11 protein-coding genes are annotated in these 13,172 nt (G+C 54.1%); 3 read left to right on the plus strand and 8 right to left on the minus strand.

Annotated features, from left to right (window positions below):
• The 8 genes from phsC to ttrS form a co-directional block, all read right to left on the minus strand.
• Nucleotides 1-786: a thiosulfate reductase cytochrome B subunit gene (gene phsC / locus AC07UY_RS07030; protein ID WP_494659819.1), complete on the minus strand. Its 786-nt coding sequence runs from the start codon at nt 784-786 to the stop codon at nt 1-3.
• Entirely contained in the window at nt 783-1,451 is a 669-nt protein-coding gene (locus AC07UY_RS07035) for a 4Fe-4S dicluster domain-containing protein (protein ID WP_192612081.1), read from the minus strand. The genes phsC and AC07UY_RS07035 overlap by 4 nt, the downstream gene beginning before the upstream one ends.
• 63 nt (nt 1,452-1,514) lie before the next feature.
• Entirely contained in the window at nt 1,515-2,165 is a 651-nt protein-coding gene (locus AC07UY_RS07040; protein WP_494700946.1) for a YdhW family putative oxidoreductase system protein, read from the minus strand.
• A gap of 13 nt (nt 2,166-2,178) precedes the next feature.
• The gene (locus tag AC07UY_RS07045) at nt 2,179-4,281 is read right to left on the minus strand and encodes an aldehyde ferredoxin oxidoreductase (RefSeq protein WP_494659821.1); all 2,103 of its coding nucleotides are present in this window, start codon (nt 4,279-4,281) and stop codon (nt 2,179-2,181) included.
• Between the two features lie 119 nt (nt 4,282-4,400).
• Nucleotides 4,401-5,027 carry a ferredoxin-like protein gene (locus AC07UY_RS07050; RefSeq protein WP_192612078.1) on the minus strand — a complete coding sequence of 209 codons (627 nt, stop codon included), beginning with the start codon at nt 5,025-5,027 and terminating at the stop codon, nt 4,401-4,403.
• A gap of 471 nt (nt 5,028-5,498) precedes the next feature.
• A complete protein-coding gene (fumD, locus tag AC07UY_RS07055; protein ID WP_494659983.1) occupies nt 5,499-5,708 on the minus strand; it encodes a fumarate hydratase FumD in 210 nt (69 codons plus the stop codon).
• A 113-nt stretch (nt 5,709-5,821) separates the two neighbouring features.
• Complete coding sequence (ttrR, locus tag AC07UY_RS07060; protein ID WP_494700947.1) at nt 5,822-6,406, minus strand: tetrathionate respiration response regulator TtrR; 585 nt, start codon at nt 6,404-6,406, stop codon at nt 5,822-5,824.
• Nucleotides 6,381-8,144, minus strand: a complete 1,764-nt coding sequence (gene ttrS / locus AC07UY_RS07065) for a tetrathionate respiration histidine kinase TtrS (protein WP_494659984.1) — start codon at nt 8,142-8,144, stop codon at nt 6,381-6,383. Before ttrS ends, ttrR begins: the two co-directional genes overlap by 26 nt.
• 197 nt (nt 8,145-8,341) lie before the next feature.
• Here ttrS and ttrB point away from each other — a divergent pair, with 197 nt between their 5' ends.
• From ttrB to ttrA, 3 genes are read left to right on the plus strand one after another with little or no spacing between them, the layout of a single operon-like run.
• The gene (gene ttrB / locus AC07UY_RS07070) at nt 8,342-9,076 is read left to right on the plus strand and encodes a tetrathionate reductase subunit TtrB (protein WP_370552271.1); all 735 of its coding nucleotides are present in this window, start codon (nt 8,342-8,344) and stop codon (nt 9,074-9,076) included.
• A complete protein-coding gene (ttrC, locus tag AC07UY_RS07075) occupies nt 9,077-10,102 on the plus strand; it encodes a tetrathionate reductase subunit TtrC (protein WP_494700948.1) in 1,026 nt (341 codons plus the stop codon).
• Complete coding sequence (ttrA, locus tag AC07UY_RS07080) at nt 10,095-13,160, plus strand: tetrathionate reductase subunit TtrA (protein WP_494700949.1); 3,066 nt, start codon at nt 10,095-10,097, stop codon at nt 13,158-13,160. Before ttrC ends, ttrA begins: the two co-directional genes overlap by 8 nt.
• The last annotated feature ends 12 nt before the right edge of the window (nt 13,161-13,172 follow it).

A 13,172-nucleotide genomic window follows, 5' to 3' on the forward strand; every position in this document is an offset into this window, starting at 1 on the left:
TCAATGCCGGTGATAGCCATCTACCATGCACTTGAAGGTTTCGCCCGGCGTGCGACCTGTTGTGCATAAATAGAGGTGACCAAAAATGAAAAACAGACTGACTATGGATAACGCAAAATGCGCCTGCAACAGCCAGTAACGAACGCCCGGGAACAGATCGCCGACGGCCTGAGGGTAAAGCGACAATAAGCCGGTTATCAACAGCAGCGGCAGTAATCCATACATGACGCCGACATAGGCAGCCTGCTGCAGCGGGTTAAACTTCGAACGCACACTTGCCGGAAACGGGTGAGATTCCCCCTGCATAATGCCGAACAGATAGAAACGCGTCTGCCGAAGTGCACGGCTTACCCACCCCTGGCGCTGAATAATGTAATGATGACCATTACCCCCCGCCAGGTTGATCAACACAAATCCAATCCAGCATATCAGCAGCAGGAAGCCACAGACTTCATGCACCGCCAACAGACTTTTGATCGCCGATGGGCTGGCGAGAGTGAAATGATTAATCAGGCCGCTGACCAACAGCAACAGAAATAACAACGCATTAGACCAATGCCATAGCCTGACCGCTTTTGAGTACAAATAGACTTTCTCCCCGTGACTCGCCGCCTTCTGATTCACAGATCGAAAACGTAAAATGGCGTGCAGCGCCAGCACTAGCCCCATCGCCACCAGCATCAAACCGGCAATCACCAACCAGACAGGCCAGTATTCCGCTGAAAACAGGGGGACATAGTGGGCGAGCTGCATGTGAAACTGTTCGGCACTCTGCGACGCGTTCATACATTTTCCTTTTTAATCAAATGTTGACCGAACCGGCGATACAGATGGGGTTTGCCTGCGCCTGGAAGCTGATGCTCGTAGTATTTGTTTTCCCGCAGCCATGCCTGAATTTCTGGACTGTCTTCACGCCCAAAAATCAGCGCGTGCTCTGGACAGGCACTGACACAAATGGGAGGAAAGCCTTTCGCCAGACGGCTTTCAGCGCAGAAATCGCATTTATCTGCCACTTTGGTCTGTGGGTTGAGATAACGAACCTGATACGGGCATGCGCCGATACAGTAACTGCATCCAATGCAGCGGGATGTATCAACTCGCACAATACCGTTTTCGTCTCGCCAGGAGGCCCCGGTCGGACAAACGTCAATACAGGGCGCATTCTCGCAGTGCTGACAAGACTGACGAAAATAGTGATACAAAGTTTCATTTTCGTTATCAGACACCGGGATATGCGCGATCGACAAACGGCTCCCCTGCGGGGGGACATGGTTCGTTTTACGGCAAGCGCGTGCGCATAAATTACAGCCATTACACAGTGATTCGTCGTGAATCATGGCGTAGCGCACGTCTTTGGTCTGTTTCGTGCCGGCTACTACCTTTTGACCGGGGCCGGTGAAAAAGATCACTGTCCCCATGCCAATTACAAATTTTCGTCGAGTGAAGGACATCGGGTTATCCTCTAATGCTGTGACAGAGACAGTCCACACATTCCATGACATCTACCTGAAAAATCAGGGGTTCTGATACTGCTCAACCTCAAGCCATTCACATAAGCCATAGGCTTTTCCGTAGCTCATAAAACGCTCGCTAAACAGATAAGGCTCTGCGTTTGATGACTCCACGCGGCGTATATCCGCATAGTCCGGATGAACGTCCATCGTTGCCAGCGCCGCCTCTATCTCTTGCGGTTCAAAGCGGTACGGCGGTTGTTCAAGCATGGCGACTTTGTAAGGTCGGGGATACGTGCGGCAATCAAAACGCACCGCCTCGGCAACCGCACGGCAGATATCCCTTTCCACCACCTGCACACACATGTCGGCATAGTTTTCGGTCATCGTCTGCGTGCTGTAGTAGTACTCATCCTGGCTACCTTTCACACAGGTAATATCCGTTCCCCTGGCGCCCTGGCGCAGACTTTCCAGCAGAGGATCGAGATCCTCTTCGGTCAACAAATAGGGCGGCAGCGTAAACAGACTACGCGCCACCAGGTTTCCCGATGCCGAATGCTGGCGGATAAAATCCGCCACAATCTCTACTGGATTCGCCGCTTCCGCCGGTGTATCGCCTTGCTCTTCCTGAGGACGTAACGCATGAAACCACTGGCGTTTCTCGACGTCGATCTCTGGAGCATCCTGGGCTGAAACGCTATCTACATGGCTCATCACGCGTTCCTTTCTACGCAGGCAACAGATTCTGTGCGGCCAGATCGGCTGCAACGTCTTCAAGCCCGAGTCGATTCAGGGTTTCGCGGGTCGGGCATCCCAACTCAGGATCCCAGCCCATCTCCTTATAGAACAGCGTCAGAGAAAGGCGCATATCCTCACGATCCATTTTGTCCGTCCCTTCGGTGAAAACAGGGATTTTCGGATCCTTGTCGAACACCCAGGAACAGATGAGATCGTGTTCATTACGCATATCTTTGGTTTGCATCAGCTTGACCGTGTAAGCACGGTGCAGCGTAAAGATACGCTCAGCGGCGAGATCCAGGCTGGCCTGGGTCGTTTCATCGCCGGTTACGGCCTGAAAGAACTTAGCCTCCAGGTCCAGATCGCCGCGATAATTACGACTTTTGAGCGGCGATACCGTCATTGGCCAAACCCAGTTACACAGCGTGACCGCGTTATGCAGACAGACTTTGAGCAGCGTCCATTTGGCGTATTTGATTTTGGCCGCATTGATCGGCGTGTAATTTTTGGTTTCGTCGTAGGCGTCTTCGGAACCAAACAACTCGCCCGCCACTTCCCGTTGCAATTTCAGCGGTAAACCGGAACCAATGAAGTTGATGTGGGTGTGCGTCATACAGTCGCGATTAAACATGCAGTTGGTAATCGCCCCGACTTGGGCTGAAGCTTCGTTGGCGTGATGCACAGGAAAGCCAAACGGCGACCAGAGTTTGTTTTTATCGTAAGCCCAGTATTCTTCACCCAGATTCCAGCGCTCAGCGATGGCATAAGAACCATCCGCAAGATGGCTAAGTTCACCGACGCGGTGCGCCAGTCGGTAATAGAAATCTTTGATGAAGTTAGGATCGCCTGCTTCTAACTGGTCCCAACGAATTTCGGCGAACTCGTCGGCAGGAAGAACGCGCTTGAAGACCCCTTTGCTGTAACAATAAGTGAAATCCCGGTGCAATTGCCCGTAGTTGCACCAGATACCGTAATCGTCAAACAGGTTTAAACCGATCAGATTACCAATGACGCGCCCGTCATCTTTGTCGTCAAAGTCTTTCGGGCCGTGCGGAAAGATCGTGGTGTGGACAAAGTTCGCCACGCAGGTGTTCCCCCCAGTACTTGGCACACCGAAATCTTTTACCCGGGGAACGTTGAGCTGGGTCATACAGCGAATCGGACACGAGTGGCATCCGCTCATTTTCACCGTGTATTTTTCGGCAGCGGGTCCGAGATCAAAAACCGACTTACAGGTACGAAAACCGACGGTGTTCTGGTTACCCGGTGGTATTTCACCCGTCTCAATGGGACCGCCTTCCGCCGCCCCCCAATACAATCCTTTGCGCGCATTCCAGCGTGAAGCCGGAGAGGAATATTCTGCCCACGCCTGCGGTGTACTGGGTACGACATGGTTGTTATTGGAACCAATCAGCTCGGTCATCATATAGTCATTGAGCCGTTTCATCTCTTTGCGATCGGCAATATTGACCCCTTTGGTGCCCTCAACCGCAATCGCTTTCAGATTTTTCGACCCCATCACCGCCCCGGTTCCCGCCCCACCACTGTGGTTGCGGCTGTTGAGCATACAGGAGAGCGGAACAAGGTTTTCACCGGCCTGACCGATAGCCGTCACGCAGGTTTCAGGACTGGTCATCCGACAGATCTCTTCCGTCGTGGCTCGCGTCCCTTTGCCCCAGAGAAAGTCGGCTTTCTCCAGACTGACTTTGTCGTCTTTAATGTTAAGCCAGACGGGCGATGCCGCCTTGCCTTCAATAATAATGGCGTCATAGCCCGCAAATTTCATTTGGGCGGCAAAAAAGCCTCCCATATGCGCATCTACGACTAAATTGCCTTTGGTAAACGTGGAAAGTGAGGTGATATTGACGCGAGAACTGCATGGCGCTCCTGACCCTGTCAACGGGCCGGTGGCGAATACCAGTTTATTACCTTCATCAAAAGGTTTTGTGCCTGGCGGGACTTCGTCATACATGATTTTATAACCAAAGCCCATTCCGCCGACGAATTTTTTAAATTTGCTGGAATCTTCAAGAGTTATTTCACCCGTACTGAGATTGACCCGCAAAATATTACCAGTCCAACCGTTAGCCATAATTTTTTCCTTTGCAAGATGATTTAATGGCGTGATTATCGCTCACCGTCATCTCGCATTTTTTGCAACACTGGATTCATTAAGGGAGGATGACGCAACGCGTTTCCACCTGAGATCAATCAAACAGTAATTTCTTTCCACTCAATGATTTTTAATGCCCCGGTCGGGCAAGCATTGGCGCATTCGCCGCATAAAACACATTTTGAGGATTTTTTGGTTTCGGTGTTTACGGTGGCCATCATCCAGGGGCAAGCGGTCGTACATGCACTGCAACCAATGCACCGCTTATGATCAACGACAATACAGCCCTCTTCCTGTTGCCAGGTGATGGCGCCGATGGGACACACCTTCATACATTGCGGGTCTTTGCACTGACGGCAGGTATCAGGGGTATAGTTCAAATCACCGTACAAGCCGCCGCCGGAGCCGACGCCAGCATCGCCAAAGAAGTAATTACGATGGATCTTAATGCGGGAAAAGAACGTTCCCACCGCGCCATCGTTATAATTGGTACAGGAAATCTCGCAACGATGACATCCCGTACAGCGAGCGCGCTGGGTGACCAGAACGCCTTTCGGCGTATTAATCAGTCCTACTGTGCCACTGTCTATATCTTCCTGCTTGCAGCCAAAGAGTGACAACAACGCAGGCGCAATCGTTAATCCCGCCAGCCCTTTTCCTGATATACGCAAAAATTCAAGCCGCGTTAAACCGAAATCTAAAAGTGGACGATCAACCTGGTTCATTTATTTTGCATCCTCTTTGCAAACGCAGTGCTGACAACATCTCCCAGGCCAATTGTAATTATGCAAAAACAGAGCCTCTAATGTTGCCTCCAACACCTGGTGTTTTCGCCTTAACCGGATCTTGTAAAAGAGGATTAAATGCCAACGAACTAATCCTTTAGGGTTAGGCATAAAGATAATGTGGTTATTCAGCAGGTATAACTTTGATCGTCATCAATTAAAAAACGGAAGGGAAATATTAAATGCGAAGTGATATTTATTATCATTAAATGAGTGGGTGATATTTATTCAATTCTATTTCATATGTTTGTGACAAGTCTCGCAGATATAATAATACGCCGCCTTCGATATATAAATAATCATACAGCGATTATTTCTGTTAATGAAAGAAATAGTATTTTCATATGGAAATAGTAACCCAAATATAAAGAATCAGAGATGGCGAAAGATATCGCCCATCTCCTTATCCGATTAACCTGTTAATGCCCTGATGACCGTTTCCATCGCCTGTTTTTCCAGCTCGCTACGCACGATACGCTGATTCGCTAACGCCGTTCTTAACACGCCAGCAATCACGACGTGTTTCGGTTCTTGCCCCAGATCGCGCATTTCCAGCACCACTTTGCCTACTACCCTGCACATTTCCCGGTACAGTTCGTCTTCTTTGCCTGGTTTTCCCATCATGTTTCACTCGTTGCCAGCATTAGCCAACAGCATATATCACTCCGTTGAAATAGACAAAATTCAATGAAAATCAAATAAATAAAGATTGAAACTATTGCATAGTTATCGATTTACAGCACCTGTTGCAGGCGATTAACAAGCTCCGCCAGGCTTCCGGCCTGCATTTTTTCCATCACCCTGGCGCGATGAACCTCTACGGTGCGCACCGCAATATTCATCACGCTGGCGATTTCGCGATTCATCAACCCTTTCGCGACCAGCGCCGCCAACTCGCCCTCTTTTGGCGTGAGTTGTTGGTAACAGAGGATAATGGACTGCCGCGCAAACGCCGACGCCGACACCACCAGCGCATGTTCCAGCGCAGTCTGGAGGGGGCCGGCAGACACCGGTTTTTGCAGGAAATCGACCGCCCCGCGCTTCATCTGCTCCACCGCCATCGGGACATCCCCATGCCCGGTGAGAAACACGACGGCCAGCGTACTGCCTCGCTGGCGCATCTCTTCATGCACGCTCTGACCATCCAGCCCAGGCATCCGCATATCCAGCAACAGCACACCGGTTTGTCGCAAGTCCGCCTGTGCTAAAAAACGGCCGCCATCGTTCCAGCAACGAACCTCGTAACCTAAACTCTCCAGTAAAAAGGCACATGCGTCTGTCACTGCCACATCATCATCCAGCAGATGAATGATCGCCATCGCCGCTCTCTCCCTCATTTTTTCTGAAATGCAATATGACAACCGCCCCCGTCTGACCATCAGGCGATGTCTGGTTCGAAATGCTAATTTCTCCCTGGCCGTAACGTACCAGCCGCTGGCAGATAACCAGCCCTAAGCCCATCCCTTCTTGGCGGGTGGTCACGAAGGGCTGAAAAGCCTGATGAAGTACCGCGTCATCGATTCCCCCCGCATTGTCCCGCAACAGGATATACATCGAGTGGTTGCCCTCTTCAGCCTCTAACCACACTGTCGTCGCGCCCGCCTGAGCGGCATTGAGGATAAGATTCGCCAGAACCTGTTCAAGGAGCATCGGCGGCAGCGTGAGCGTCAGTGCAGGATCCACATCGGCGTGTAACGTCACCGTCGGGAAATGCTGCGACATGCGTAACAGCTGCCAGACGTGAGATATGGCGTCGCGAATGCCGGTAGCCTTCCACTCTTCGGTCAGGACCGGGTTTCCCCGCGCCTGGCTGACCCAGTGGCGCAAATTGCGCAACGTATCCGCGCCGCGCTGGGCCTGGCTGTCGATATGTTCCAGCGCGGGTAACAGCGGGTGTTGCGGATCCTGTTTGCGTAAACGAATCAGGCATCCTTCGGCATAATGACGGATCGCCGAAAGCGGTTGGTTTATCTCGTGGGCAAACCCGGAGGTCATCTCGCCGAGAATACTCATTTGTCTTGCCGTTTCGAGGGCCTGCTCTTGTTGATGCAGCAGCACATTATTGCGTTCCAGCTGTTTCCCCCGCCGTCGAACCAACAGCATGACCCAGATGTAATTCAGGGTAAGCAGGAAGAGGATAATCGCCGCCCCGCCCATCGCCGTCTTATGCTGAATGAGCCAGCTTTTCACATCCAGCCATAAACGTCGCTGCTGCGGATGCTGGCGCACCTCGCGCAGCAATGCTTCAACCTGGCTGGTCGAGGCAGGCGCGCCCCAGTGATACGGGGCGGATTCCGGGGCGTTGAATAACGCGCGGGTAACGCGATCCGCAAGGGTATTACTGACGGACGACAGTGCCGCAAACGACCAGTCAGGATAAAGCGGAGTGCTGGTTAAACAGGGGATCGATGCGGGATGGTTGAGTACCGCCACAAAATCGTCTTTGTGAATCAGCCCTTCCTGGTCCATTTTTTCCAACAGGCACACCGGTACAATCGCGGCCTGCACCGCTTTTTCTCGTAGCAGATACACCACCGCATCGCCGGGGAAACCGGTAAAACGTAACTGCAGATCGCGCTCCGGACGCAGTCCCGCGTCGCTGAGGGCTTTATACCCCAGCAAATACCCGCCGAAGGCCTGGGCATCAATGGCGCCAACCGTTTTACCGATCAGGTCGTGAACGCCGTTGATGCCGCTGTCACGCCGCGTCAGGATCACGCTGCCAATCACATTTCCCGCCGTCTCGCTCCCACGCAGCGAACGCAGCGAGGCCAGCCAGCGTAACGGGGCGTGACTATTGAGTTGCACAAACTGCGCCGGGTTTGTAATCACAAACTGAATCGTTCCGCGATTCACCGCTTCCTGCATTTGGTGCAAGTCTAACGGTTGAATATGGAATTGTTCGTCAGGCAGTTGCTGATTCAGCATCGTCACCAGCGGTTGCCAGTGATTGCGCGTTGAATCTTCCCCTCGCATCGCCAGAACGCCGATATTCCACATCCCCGCCCACGCGGGATTCATTAATACCCAGACGGATGCCAGCACCGTCAGGTACATCGCCACTTTGCCTTTCACCCAAGAATCCCTGTCATTTATGTTGTTTTAGATCAACAACAAGCCGGGTATGTGGTTAACCACAATAGAGTTGCCCCCGCCGCGATTTTTACACTGTAAATCATCAAGATTCTTTATACATAGCACGCAAATCAACGACATGACCAATGTTTAGTGGTTACATCGTGACGGGAGAAAATATGGACAGCAGTAAACGGCAGTTTCTCCAGCATCTCGGCGTCCTGACCGCAGGCGCCTCTCTGGTCCCCCTGGCAGAGGCGAAATTTCCCTTCTCACCGGAGCGACATGAAGGATCGGCGCAACACCGTTATGCGATGCTTGTCGATCTGCGCCGCTGCATTGGCTGTCAGGCCTGTACCGTCAGTTGTGCGATTGAGAACCAGACGCCGCAAGGTGAGTTTCGTACGCACGTCAACCAATATCAGGTCAGGCTGGAAGGCGAGCAAAATGTCACTAACGTCCTGCTTCCCCGCCTGTGCAACCATTGTGATAACCCGCCCTGCGTCCCGGTCTGTCCGGTGCAGGCCACCTTTCAGCGAGAGGATGGCATTGTGGTGGTGGACAACACACGCTGCGTCGGCTGCGCCTACTGCGTGCAGGCGTGTCCCTATGACGCCCGGTTTATCAACCACGAGACGCAAACTGCGGATAAATGCACGTTCTGTACGCACCGACTGGAGGTTGGATTGCTCCCCGCCTGCGTTGAATCCTGCGTCGGCGGCGCCCGGATTATCGGGGATATCAAGGATCCCGACAGCCGGATCTCGCAGATGCTTCACACTCACCGCGATGCAATCAAGGTACTGAAACCGGAAAACGGCACCTTGCCACACGTATTCTACCTGGGCCTGGATGAGGCGTTCGTCACGCCGCTGATGGGCCGCGCACAACCCGCCCTCTGGCAGGAGGTTTAAATGTCGCATTCACTGTTAATCGAAGAGGTGCTGACCCGGCCGCAGGAAGTGAGTTGGCTGCCCTGGGCTGTGCAATATTTCTTTTTTATTGGCATTGCCACCTGCGCGGCACTGTTTGCCTGCTATCTGCACTGGCGTAAGTCTGACGACAGCGCCTCTCTGGAGAATTTGACACTACTGATTGCCCTGACCTGCGCCATCACCGCGCCGCTGGCGCTCACCGCCGATCTCCACCAGACCGCCCGCGTATGGCATTTTTATGCGTATCCTACTCCCTGGTCCTGGATGCCCTGGGGCGCCGTATTTCTGCCACTGTTCACGGGTTTTCTGGGACTCTGGTTTGTGGCGCAGCACATCAAGCGGTTAACCGACAAACGTTATCGCCTCACTAAATGGCTGGCGCTGGCCAGCGCGTTGTCCGCCGTCGGATTACTGGTTTATACCGGGCGGGAAGTGTCTGTGGTACAGGCTCGCCCGGTCTGGTTCAGCTACGCCTTTCCGCTGGCAATGCTCTTCAGCGCCTTTCAGGCTTTCTTCGCGCTCCTGGTTGTCGCCAATCACCGCGACCCGCGATTACAACGACGCCTCGCGGGCGGACAGTTCTGCATGTTGTTGGCGCTGGCGCTCGTCGTGGTGATTTGGGTGAGCAGTGACACGCTTTCGGGCGTCGCGCTCCGCCAGTGGATTGACGTATCGCCTTCCGCCCGGCACTACGCCGTTGGCTGGGTCGCCTTATGGCTTTTCACTCTCACCGTGTGCGCCATCGCAATGCGTAAACCCTTATCGCGCACATGGCGCGTCAGCCTGGCGTTAAGCGCAATGGCACTGTGCTGGCTAATGCGCTGGACACTGCTGATTCAGGTACAGACCATCCCCAAATTTAACGCGCAATTTAACCCGTATTCGCTGCCAGGTGGGAACGACGGCTGGCTGGCCATCGTTGGGACTTTTGGTTTGTGGATTGCGCTTATCATCATTGTTCGTGAGGTGCTTAACGTGTTCACCAGGAGATTACAACATGGCTAATTTAACCCGTCGTCAGTGGCTTAAAGTGGGTCTTGCCGTGGGCGGCATGGTGACCTTCGGCCTCAGTTACCGTGATGTGGCAAAACGCGCGATTGACGGTCTGTTGGACGGCACATCCGGTAAAATTACCCGCGATCGAATTTTCGGCAATGCGCTGATCCCCGAAGCACATGCTGCGCCGCACTGGCAGCAAAACCCGCATCAGGTGATCTCCATGACGCAATGTTTCGGTTGCTGGACACAGTGCGGCGTGCGGGTTCGGGTCGACACCCAGCAGGGCAAGGTGCTGCGTATTGCAGGTAATCCGTATCACCCGCTTTCACATGAACACCACATTGACGCCGCCGTCCCATTTGCAACGGCAATGGAACAACTGGCCGGAGAAAATGGGCTCGACGCCCGTTCCACCGCCTGCGCCCGTGGCGCCACGCTGCTCGAAGGCTTATACAGTCCGCTACGCATCCTGGTACCAATGAAACGCGTAGGCAAACGGGGAGAAGGGAAATGGCAGCGCATCAGTTTTGAACAGTTGATCGAGGAGGTTGTCGAGGGTGGCGATCTGTTCGGCGAAGGACACGTCGACGGCCTGCGCGCTATTCACGCCCCGGACACCCCCATTGACCCGCAGCACCCCGGTTTTGGCCCCAAAAGTAATCAACTGCTGGTGACCAACACCAGCGATGATGGGCGCGATACCTTCCTGCGCCGCTTTGCCCTCAACAGCTTCGGCAGTAAAAATTTCGGTGCCCACGGCGCGTACTGTGGCCTGGCATACCGGGCGGGTTCTGGCGCGCTGATGGGCGATCTGGATAAAAACACCCACGTAAAACCCGACTGGGAAAACGTCGAATTCGCCCTCTTTATGGGCACCTCACCGGCGCAGTCCGGCAACCCCTTTAAACGCCAGGCCAGACAGCTTTCCAGCGCACGCTTACGTGATGATTTTCGCTATGTGGTGGTCTCTCCGGCACTGCCATTAACCACCGTGCAGGCCGACCCTCGTGGGCACTGGCAGTCTATTTTGCCGGGCAGTGACTCGGCGCTGGCGATGGGCATGATCCGCTGGATAATCGAAAATAAACGCTATAACGCCGCGTACCTCGCGCTCCCCAGCGCGGCGGCAATGCAGCAGGCTGGCGAGAAAAGCTGGACCAACGCCTCACATCTGGTGATTACCGATGAGATCCCAACCCTTGCCGGACAGCATCTGACCCAGGCGCACCTGAGTTCTGAGGGCAGTGCCGATCCCATGGTTGTCAACGAATCGGGCGAGATGGTTGCGGCAACGGCGTGTCAGCAAGCCCAACTGTTTGTCACCCGCCAGGTGACGCTGGCAGACGGTCGTCACGTGACGGTAAAAAGCGGGTTTCAGTGTCTGAAAGAGTCCGCAGAAAAACTGACGCTCAGCGAGTACAGCCTGCAGTGTGGGGTTTCACCAGAAAACATGGTGGCCATGGCTGACGCCTTCACCGGTCATGGCCGCAAAGCAGCCGTGATTACCCATGGGGGAATGATGGCGGGCAATGGATTTTACAACGCCTGGGCCGTGATGATGCTCAACGTGTTGATTGGTAACCTCAGTCTCGAAGGCGGCGTTTTTGTCGGCGGCGGTAAGTTTAATGGCGCAACCGATGGTCCCCGCTACAACATGGAGAGTTTTCCCGGCAAGGTGAAGCCGAAAGGTCTGAGCATTGCCCGCAGTAAAACCGCCTATGAATCCTCCGAAGAGTACCGTGACAAAGTGGCTGCCGGGAAATCCCCTTTCCCGGCAAAAGCGCCGTGGTATCCGTTCGTGGCAGGCCAGCTCACTGAATTACTCAGCTCTGCGCTGGAAGGTTATCCCTATCCGCTGAAAGCCTGGATTTCCAATATGACCAACCCGTTCTATGGCATTCCGGGATTGCGGGCGGTCGCCGAAGAGAAGCTCAAAGATCCCCAACATCTGCCGTTGTTTATCGCGATTGATGCGTTTATGAATGAGACGACAGCGCTGGCGGATTATATCGTGCCGGATACCCACAACTTTGAAAGTTGGGGATTCAGCGCCCCGTGGGCGGGTGTCGCCAGTAAAGCCACGACCGCTCGTTGGCCTATTGTTCCGCCAGCCACCCACCGCGCGGCAGACGGGCAGCCCGTATCGATGGAATCGTTCTGTATCGCGGTGGCGAAACGGCTGCATCTGCCTGGATTTGGCGACAATGCGATCACTGATGCGCAGGGCAACAACTATCCGCTGAATCGCGCAGAAGATTACTACCTTCGCGTCGCCGCCAATATTGCGTTTATGGGCAAATCGCCGGTGGCCGAGGCCAATCAGGAGGATGTCACGCTGACCGGCGTAACGCGTATTCTGCCGGTGATTGAACAGACGCTGAAAGCCGATGAAGTGCGCCGCGTCGCCTTTGTTTACTCGCGCGGCGGTCGTTTTGCGCCGGAAAAAAGCGGTCGGGTGGATGATCGGGTCGGCAACGCCTGGGAAAAACCGCTGCAAATCTGGAATGCGAGTGTTGCTGCACATCGTCATGCCATCACAGGTGAACGCTACAGCGGCTGCCCGGCATGGTATCCGTCGAGGCTGTCGGACGGGCGTTCGGTGGATGAACTGTTCCCCGTAAAACAGTGGCCGTTCAAACTCATTTCCTTTAAGTCCAATACGATGGCGAGCGCATCGGCGGTGATCCCGCGTTTACTCCACCTTAAACCCACCAATCTGGTGGCGCTCAACCCGCAGGATGGCGAACGTTACGGACTCGCCCATGGCGACGTGGCGCGCATTACCACGCCTGGCGGTGAGGTGGAAGCGCACATCAGTCTGCTCAGCGGCGTAATGCCGGGCGTGATTGCCATTGAGCATGGCTATGGACACCGGGAAATGGGAGCAGCACAGCATACCCTGGACGGTGAACCGATGCCGTTTGATGCACAGATAAAATCGGGAATCAACCTGAACGATTTAGGGTTTGCCGACCCGACCCGTCAGGTGAGTAATACCTGGCTGGACTGGGTGTCGGGCGCGGCGGTTCGCCAGGGATTACCGGCGAAAATTGCGCGGGCCTGATCCGTGTGCCGG

The organism is Citrobacter sp. GW821-FHT02E08, assembly GCF_059421685.1.

Excerpts from the sequence above, each read along its gene's own strand:
- phsC (WP_494659819.1), bottom strand. The coding sequence starts at position 786 with ATGAACGCGTCGCAGAGTGCCGAACAGTTTCACATGCAGCTCGCCCAC.
- AC07UY_RS07035 (WP_192612081.1), bottom strand. The coding sequence starts at position 1,451 with ATGTCCTTCACTCGACGAAAATTTGTAATTGGCATGGGGACAGTGATC.
- AC07UY_RS07040 (WP_494700946.1), bottom strand. The coding sequence starts at position 2,165 with ATGAGCCATGTAGATAGCGTTTCAGCCCAGGATGCTCCAGAGATCGAC.
- AC07UY_RS07045 (WP_494659821.1), bottom strand. The coding sequence starts at position 4,281 with ATGGCTAACGGTTGGACTGGTAATATTTTGCGGGTCAATCTCAGTACG.
- AC07UY_RS07050 (WP_192612078.1), bottom strand. The coding sequence starts at position 5,027 with ATGAACCAGGTTGATCGTCCACTTTTAGATTTCGGTTTAACGCGGCTT.
- fumD (WP_494659983.1), bottom strand. The coding sequence starts at position 5,708 with ATGGGAAAACCAGGCAAAGAAGACGAACTGTACCGGGAAATGTGCAGG.
- ttrR (WP_494700947.1), bottom strand. The coding sequence starts at position 6,406 with ATGGCGATCATTCATCTGCTGGATGATGATGTGGCAGTGACAGACGCA.
- ttrS (WP_494659984.1), bottom strand. The coding sequence starts at position 8,144 with ATGTACCTGACGGTGCTGGCATCCGTCTGGGTATTAATGAATCCCGCG.
- ttrB (WP_370552271.1), top strand. The coding sequence starts at position 8,342 with ATGGACAGCAGTAAACGGCAGTTTCTCCAGCATCTCGGCGTCCTGACC.
- ttrC (WP_494700948.1), top strand. The coding sequence starts at position 9,077 with ATGTCGCATTCACTGTTAATCGAAGAGGTGCTGACCCGGCCGCAGGAA.
- ttrA (WP_494700949.1), top strand. The coding sequence starts at position 10,095 with ATGGCTAATTTAACCCGTCGTCAGTGGCTTAAAGTGGGTCTTGCCGTG.